Origin of the sequence: Corynebacterium pacaense (genome assembly GCF_900169525.1) — a bacterium.
Lineage (GTDB): Bacteria > Actinomycetota > Actinomycetes > Mycobacteriales > Mycobacteriaceae > Corynebacterium > Corynebacterium pacaense.
Map to the genome: position 1 here is coordinate 1 of NZ_LT821233.1, position 7716 is coordinate 7716.

At 59.3% G+C, this 7716-nt stretch carries 8 protein-coding genes; 5 read left to right on the forward strand and 3 right to left on the reverse strand.

Annotated features, from left to right (window positions below; genetic code table 11):
• Positions 1–37: 37 nt before the first annotated feature.
• Positions 38–781 carry an aspartate/glutamate racemase family protein gene (locus B7E02_RS00130; protein WP_281248207.1) on the forward strand — a complete coding sequence of 248 codons (744 nt, stop codon included), beginning with the start codon at positions 38–40 and terminating at the stop codon, positions 779–781.
• Between the two features lie 53 nt (positions 782–834).
• Here the strand turns inward: B7E02_RS00130 and B7E02_RS00135 are convergent, their stop codons facing one another.
• Complete coding sequence (locus B7E02_RS00135) at positions 835–2058, reverse strand: NAD(P)/FAD-dependent oxidoreductase (protein ID WP_080791570.1); 1224 nt, start codon at positions 2056–2058, stop codon at positions 835–837.
• Between the two features lie 158 nt (positions 2059–2216).
• On the opposite strand from B7E02_RS00135, the gene B7E02_RS00140 reads away from it, so the two are divergent.
• Entirely contained in the window at positions 2217–2675 is a 459-nt protein-coding gene (locus tag B7E02_RS00140) for an Lrp/AsnC family transcriptional regulator (RefSeq protein ID WP_080791572.1), read from the forward strand.
• Between the two features lie 161 nt (positions 2676–2836).
• On the forward strand, positions 2837–4243 hold the full coding sequence (gene cycA / locus B7E02_RS00145; protein WP_080791574.1) for a D-serine/D-alanine/glycine transporter: 1407 nt from the start codon (positions 2837–2839) through the stop codon (positions 4241–4243).
• A 77-nt stretch (positions 4244–4320) separates the two neighbouring features.
• Here cycA and B7E02_RS00150 read toward each other — a convergent pair whose 3' ends face one another.
• Together B7E02_RS00150 and B7E02_RS00155 are read right to left on the reverse strand one after the other, a co-directional pair.
• Positions 4321–5370: an NAD(P)-dependent alcohol dehydrogenase gene (locus B7E02_RS00150; protein WP_080791577.1), complete on the reverse strand. Its 1050-nt coding sequence runs from the start codon at positions 5368–5370 to the stop codon at positions 4321–4323.
• Between the two features lie 49 nt (positions 5371–5419).
• Positions 5420–6349 (reverse strand): ABC transporter ATP-binding protein, encoded by a 930-nt coding sequence (locus B7E02_RS00155; RefSeq protein ID WP_245802099.1) that lies wholly within the window; start codon positions 6347–6349, stop codon positions 5420–5422.
• Here B7E02_RS00155 and B7E02_RS00160 point away from each other — a divergent pair.
• Positions 6348–6974 carry a recombinase family protein gene (locus B7E02_RS00160; RefSeq protein ID WP_080791582.1) on the forward strand — a complete coding sequence of 209 codons (627 nt, stop codon included), beginning with the start codon at positions 6348–6350 and terminating at the stop codon, positions 6972–6974. The genes B7E02_RS00155 and B7E02_RS00160 overlap by 2 nt on opposite strands.
• Positions 6975–7030: 56 nt before the next feature.
• Positions 7031–7180 (forward strand): hypothetical protein, encoded by a 150-nt coding sequence (locus B7E02_RS14245; RefSeq protein ID WP_179129612.1) that lies wholly within the window; start codon positions 7031–7033, stop codon positions 7178–7180.
• The last annotated feature ends 536 nt before the right edge of the window (positions 7181–7716 follow it).

Consider the following 7716-nt stretch of genomic DNA (forward strand, 5'->3'; position numbering starts at 1 on the left):
GCCCCGATGACGCCCACCGCCCTGAAAGGCCTCAGTCGTGCCGACCATCGCCGTCGTCAATGTCAACACGTCAACCACCATGACCGCGACCATCTCCGCGGCCGCGCAGTCAGTGGCGGCCCCGGACACCCGGATCATCGGAGTCACACCGACCAGGGGGCCGGAATCGGTCGAATCCCACCTGGAGGGTGCGCTGTCGGCGGTGGGCGTCATCGAGGCCGTACGGGCGCAGAGCACATTGGGGCCGCCCGTGGACGCCTGGATCCTGGCGGGTTACGGCGACCAGGGCCGTGAAGCGCTGCAGGAACTTGTCGACGGCCCCGTTGTGGATATCACCGAGGCAGCCGCGATGACCGCCATGCTGCTGGGGGACCTGTACGCGGTGGTGACCACACTCAAACGTACAGTTCCCATGATCCGGGACCGTCTTCGGCTTGCTGGCCTTCTCGACCGGTGCTCCTCGATCACAGCCACCGATTTGGCAGTGTTGGAACTGGAGGCCGATCCGAGTGCCACTGACCATGCCATCATCGCGCAATCCAGGGAGGCCCTGGACAACGGGGCGGAGGTCATATGTCTCGGATGTGGCGGGATGGCGGGCCGGGCACGCGAACTCTCCGGGATTCTCGGAGCCCCGGTTGTCGACGGGGTGACAGCGGCGGTGGGTCTCGCCGAATCTCTGATCGGACAGTCACTGAGCACCTCGCGGACAGGAACCTTCGCCAAGCAATACGGAAAGATCATCACCGGTTTCCCCACGCTGGATCAGCAGCGCGAGTAGCCGGTGCGGAAACCCCATATATTACAGTGCGATTCGAGTTTTACCGTCAAAGCTCAGCGCAGCGGATTGAAGGGCACGATCTCGGGTGCGACCCGACCGGTGAGCATCTGCTCAGCCAGGAACCTTCCTGTCGCCGGGCCCAGGACGATGCCCCACATGCCGTGGCCGCCTGCAACGAAGACACCCGGCGTATTGGTGGCGCCGATGAGTGGGAGACCATCAGGGGTGACGGGACGAGATCCCACCCATTCATTCTCCCGTGCATCCAGATCCAGACCGGTGAAAAGCCCACGGGAGGTGCGGATGATGGAATCGATTCGGCCGGCCTGCAGGGGCTCATCGGGCCCACGGAACTCCATCGTCCCTGCGATACGGAATCGACCCTGGTAGGGGGTGCAGGCGATTCGACGACTCGGGAAGTAGACCGGATACTCGATCGGAGGCTCGGATGCGACCGTGAATGAGTACCCGCGACCCGCCTCCACCAGGGTGCGCACACCGAAGCGACGCGCCAGACGTGGCAGCCAGGCCCCAGTGGCAATGACCACGGAATCGGCGGTGTAGCGCTGACCGTGGGCCGTGGTCACGGTGGGCTTTCCAGCCACCTCCACGCTGGTCACCGGAAGGCCGAATGCGAAGGTTGCGCCACGCTCGCGGACGGCGTCGCCAAGCGCCCTCACGAAGGGACCGGGCTCGATGAATCTCTGTCCATCCAACCGATAAACGGCTTCAAGACTGTCGGAGAGCTGCGGAACCAGGGAGCGCGGATCGCTCAGCCTTTCAAGCGGCACCTCCTGGCCATGTGCAGCAACATGCTTGAGCTCCTCGATGAAGCCACCCACCTGCTTCTCCTTCTCGAACCCGACGACGAACGGCCCCTCACGGGTCCAGGCATCGACGCCATTTCCCGTCAGCTCATCGAAGGCATCCAGGGCGACCCTGTCAATCGGAGTCAGTGCGGACATCGTGCGGTCCCAGGCCTTCTGCGTGCCGTGGCTGACGAAGCGCGCGAAGAACTCCCACAGCTTCGGGTCGGGACGGAATGGCACGTGCAGGGGCGCGTTGGGGTTGACCAGTGAGCCCGGTCCATAGGTCCAGACGCTGGTATCGGCGAGCGGCATTGTCATACCCGGGGTCAGCCATCCCGCGTTTCCCCAGGAGGAACCTGCCGCGACACCTCCCTGATCGATGACGGTGACCTCCACACCATGTTCCTGAAGATGCCAGGCGGTGGACAGGCCCACCATTCCGGCACCGATAACTATGGAACTCTTCATTTTGTAACCTCCATCACAAGCATCGACTGATTGTTTTGATTATGGGAGAGTGGCGGCCGAAAGAACACCATGATCACAAAAGACCGCAGATTCTTCGAAAATTTCGCAGTTTTCCGTATATAGTTCGAAATTAGACCACTTCAACCGAATCTAGGAACGTGAAAAACGTGGCCAACCTCGACGCCATAGACCGAGCGATCCTCCGCGAATTGGAACGTGACGGGCGCCTGAACAACAAGGAGATCGCCACCAAGGTCGGTATCGCACCGTCCACCTGCCATTCGCGAATGCGTCGACTGATGGATTCCGGTGTAATCCTGGGAGTACACGCCCACATCGATCCACGCGCAACCGGAGCAACCGTTCAGGCACTAATTACGGTCCGCCTGCACGCCAATGCACGGTCGAACCTCTCAAACTTCCACGCCTTTCTGGAAACCCTGCCGCAGGCCAGAAGTGTCTATTTCCTCGCCGGCGACCGGGACTTCCTGGTCCACCTGGCCGTCAGCGGCGTCGAGGAGCTCCGAGATGTGGTGGCCCAGACCATCAGCGTCCGCGAGGAGGTCGCCTCGACCAACACCAGCCTGATTTTTGAGCATTCCATCATCCGCCCATAACGCCCGGGGCTGCCGAATTTACCATCTCCACTATTATTTTCTGTGAATTGGATCGCATTTCATCCACTCTGTGTCTAAAGTGAGCTGCCATAGGTTCGGACCACCCCTCACCGGACCGGGTCCCGGAGATTGATCTCCCCACTTCGAGCAAAGGACGCCACATGAACGATCAACAACAGCGCTCACCCGAAGAAGCAGGGAAAGGAACCCAGCAACTCAAGCGTGGGCTGAGTAACCGCCATCTGCAGATGATCGCCATCGGAGGGGCAATCGGCACCGGCCTGTTCCTGGGCTCGGGAAAGACCATCTCCCTGGCAGGTCCGTCGATTCTCCTGGTCTACGGCATCATCGGATTCTTCCTCTTCTTCGTTATGCGTGCCATGGGAGAGATGCTGCTGGCCAACCTGCGCTACAAGTCCTTCCGTGACATCGCCGAGGATCAACTCGGGGAATGGGCGGGATTCTTTTCCGGATGGACCTACTGGTTCTGCTGGATCGTCATCGGTATCGCCGACATTCTTGCAATCTCGGCCTACCTGGCCTACTGGTGGCCCGATCTGCCGAAATGGATCGGTGGCGTCGGGCTGATCGTGCTCATGCTGGGGCTGAACCTGATGACAGTCAAGCTCTTCGGCGAGATCGAGTTCTGGTTTGCCATTATCAAGATCGTCGCCATCATCAGCCTCATCGTCATCGCGGCGATCCTCGTCGCCGTATCCTTCACCTCCCCCTCCGGTCATACCGCGAGTTTGTCCAACCTGGTAAATGACGGGGGCTTCTTCGCCACCGGTTTCATGGGATTCATAGCGGGATTCCAGCTCGCCATCTTCGCCTTCCTCGGAATAGAACTGGTGGGCACCGCTGCGGCGGAGACCGAGAACCCCGAGAAGACCCTGCCCAGGGCCATCAATGCGATCCCGGTCCGAGTGGCACTGTTCTACATTCTCGCCCTGGTCGCGATCATGGCGGTCACCCCCTGGCGTGAGATCAACCCGGAGGTGTCTCCATTCGTATCCATGCTTTCGCTGACTGGTTTCGGTGCCGCTGCCAGCATAGTGAACTTTGTGGTGCTCTCCTCGGCGGCGTCGTCAGCCAACAGCGGAATCTACTCCACCTCCAGAATGCTCTACGGGTTGGCGCGGGTGCGCAAGGCTCCTCCGGTATTCGCCAAACTCAGCATTCGTGGCGTTCCCGCGGCAGGACTGCTGTTTTCCTGCACCTGTCTGCTGCCGGGCCTGGTTCTGCTCTACACCAGTGACACGATTATCGAGGCCTTCACTCTGGTCACCACCGTCGCCTCCGTACTGTTCATGTTCGTGTGGTGCCTGATCATCTGCTCCTACCTGGTGTATCGGAGCAAGCAACCGGAACTGCATAAGAAGTCAGTGTTCAAGATGCCGCTCGGTCGGATCATGTGCGTGGCGGTGCTCGTGTTCTTCGCCATCGTGCTGGTGATTCTCGCACTGGAACCCGATACCCGTACGGGTATCATCCTCACACCAATCTGGTTCATCATCCTGGGTATCGCCTACAGGGTACACCGCGGAAAGGTCACCGAACAGGTATAGCGGCTCCCGCGATGATGCCTGCTGCGCCGCACACGTGTACGGTGGTGCGTCGCAAAGCAACAGCCCACATCCTATGATTAGATTGTCGAGCAGTCGATGACGAAGCGGTACCGCACCTTTGAGGCCAGGGTGCGCGTGAACGCCTCGTTGATCCCTGCGGCATCGATGATCTCCACCTCTGCCCCCACGCCATGTTCGGCGCAGAAATCGAGCATCTCCTGGGTTTCGGAGATACCGCCAATGAAGGAGCCCGCCAGACTCCGGCGGAACTGGGTGAAGGTCCTGGGCATCGCTCCCATCCGCTTCATCGGAAGGCCCAGTTGCACGAGCACTCCGTCCAGACGCAGGCACTGCATGTAGGTATCCAGATCCAGATCAGCTGAGACGGTGTTGAGGATGATATCGAAGCTACCGCGGTGGTCCTCGGCGAAGTTTCCTGTGCCGGTGGCGATGAGATCCTTAGCCCCGAAGGCGAGCGCATCGGACTTCTTCGAATCACCGCGGCTGAACACCGTAACCTCACAGCCCATCGCGGCGGCAATCTTCACCGCAACATGGCCGAGTCCACCCATGCCGATCACCGCTACCTTGGTACCCGGCCCAGCTCCCCAGTTTTTCAGCGGGGAGTAGGTGGTGATTCCGGCACACAGCAGGGGCGCCGTAGCCGCCGGATCCACTGATTCACAGACATGAAGCCCAAAGCTATCCTTCACCACGATGGAGGTGGAGTAGCCACCCTGGGTATATTCCCCGTCCGCGTACCTGTTGTCCTCACCGTAGGTCTTGATCGGACCTGTCAGACAGTAGTTTTCCGCACCCTGCCCGCAACAATGGCAGTGTCCGCAGGAGTCGATGATGCATCCGACGCCTGCACGTTCACCGACCCGGAAGTCGGTGACCGCGGATCCAACCTCCGACACCCTGCCGATGATTTCATGGCCAGGAACCAGCGGATACCGCCTTTCCCCCCAGTCTCCGGTGGCGACATGAATATCGGAGTGGCAGACTCCGCAGTACTCAATATCAATGCGAATATCGTCCGGTCGCAGTTCTCGTCGCTCGATGTCGGTGGCCACCAGCGGCTGCGCGAAACCCGGTACAGCCCAGGCGTGTGCAGTGGTGGTCATACGATTTGTTGTGTCTCCGCTCCTCAGGGAGGAGGGAACCATGGATGTTCTAGGCACGGGTGGTCACTCCCTGGGCTTCGTAGATGGCATCCTCAATCTCATTGCAAAGTCTATGGAAATCAGGGTGTCTGCGCATTTCATCGTCGTTGAGACTGCCGTCACCGATACTGATGTGCATGTCCCGGATTATCTTGCCCGGCCGGGCACTCATCACGAGTGTGCGGGTGGACAGGAACACCGCTTCCTCCACCGAGTGGGTAATGAAGAAGACCGTTCTCTTCTTGGCGCGCCATATCTGCAAAAGTTCCTTCTGCAGCACCTCACGGGTCATGGGGTCGAGGGCACCGAAGGGCTCATCCATGAGGATAATTTCCGGATCAGCGGCGAGAACACGAGCGATCTGGCAGCGTTGCTGCATACCTCCGGAGAGTTCATAGGGTGCACGGTCCTTGAAATCCTCAAGTCCCACCATTGCGAGGAAGTGATCGGCGATTTCCTCCCTTTCCGTCTTGGGCATGTGCTGGAACTCACCGAAGAGGGTTACGTTTTCCTTCACGCTGCGCCATGGGTAGAGGTTGGCGCTCTGGAAAACCACGCCGCGATCGCGTCCGGGCTTTTTCACCTCTTTTCCGTTGAGCAGGATCTCACCGGTCGTCGGTGGCATGAAACCCGCGATCATTTTCAGGAGCGTGGATTTTCCGCAACCGGAGGGCCCGACGATGCACACAAACTCACCGGGCTCAACGTTGAGATTCGTCGTCTGCAACGCCAGGATTTCACCGCCGTCCGTTTTGTACGTCTGCGATACATTATCCAGGGTCACCCGAGGGCTCGTGTCCTTGTTCCTGGTAAAAGAGATGGCCATGATCTCATTCCCCTTCCAAATAGGTATCAACTGCAGCATCGAGGTACACCCCAATCGAACACTTTGAGAATTACAACTCTTCTTAGTCCCGCCTGTTCGGTAGGGTTGGTTCATGACTAACGGAACAGAACCGCCGCTACCCCTAGACATTCCCGAACAGCCGGAGGCGATAGCCGGGCAGAAAATCGGATACGCGCGGGTTAGTTCCAAAGACCAGAACCTAGAGCGGCAAATAGCTGCGTTGAAGAAAGAGAAAGTCTTTCGCTATTTCACGGACACTGCCAGTGGTTCGTCCACGCACCGCCCCGGCCTTACCGGGGCACTTAACTACCTGCGCCCTGGTGACCAACTCATAGTCACCAGCATGGACCGGCTGGCACGCTCCCTTATTGACCTACACCGCCTGGTCGATGACCTCACCGCCCGGGAAGTGTCCGTGAAGTTTCTCAAAGAGGGCCAAACCTACTCCTTGACCTCAACACCCATCGCCAAACTCATGCTCGGCCTCCTTGGCTCGGTGGCGGAGTTTGAGCGTTCCATTATCCGCGAGCGCCAGGCGGAAGGCATTGCGAGGGCAAAAGCACGCGGCGTGTACAAAGGCCGGGCAAAAGCACTCACGGATGAGCAGCTGGCAGAAGCAAGGGAATTAGTAGCCACTGGTGTGCCGAAAGCTGAGGTTGCCCGCCGGCTCGGCATTGGCCGCACAACATTCTATAGCTACCTAGAACAGGTGAAGTAGACCACCGAGGACAGAGGGCAGAGGTGCGTGTCCGGGGTGTGTGCCACACTGGCACTATGACTGAGCACATTGACCACCTGCTACAACAATCGGGCGTACCGTTCTTTAACCCTGATGACGCCACACTCAGCGGTAGCGAGCTTGCTATGGCGCGCATCGTCGCTGTGCTCCGCGAGGAGTGGGAGGGTCTTGACGGCCGCCAGTAACGCGCCCTAGTCTCCGCCCTGGACGCTTCCGTCAGGGCAACCGAAGAGGCAGAGAGCGCAGGACTTACGGAATTGCGTGAACGAGGCCTGATAGCCGAGGCATAGAGCCTCGAACGCTGCGCGAGCCGCGGCCCTTTTCTTTCGCGTCTGTGCGGATTCTCTTCAAAGAGTTTTTGAACTGTCTGTAGTCCTTGGGGGAGGGGTGCCGCAGTGAGTCTCAGGTTTTTAGTTGGCAACCAAATCTTTGATTTGGGCGGCAGCACAACCGAACGTTAGTGAGGGCGTGAGCCACGATGGAGTCTGATTTGCTGAGTAACGTTAGCGTTGACTGGTTGGTTTAGCCCTGCTGGATATAGTTCTACGGGGTCGTGTCCCGTAGCGTGGTGTATCTGTAACTGCCGGTGAGGACTGTCAAGCCCCGGGTTTTGTAGAGGGTGATTTACTTGTCGATCAGGCCGCGTAGGCCTGATACTTCTGCCATTCCTGGTGAACTTCCTTCGGCGGGCGATGAGCCAGTGCGGAGTGCAACCGGCGGT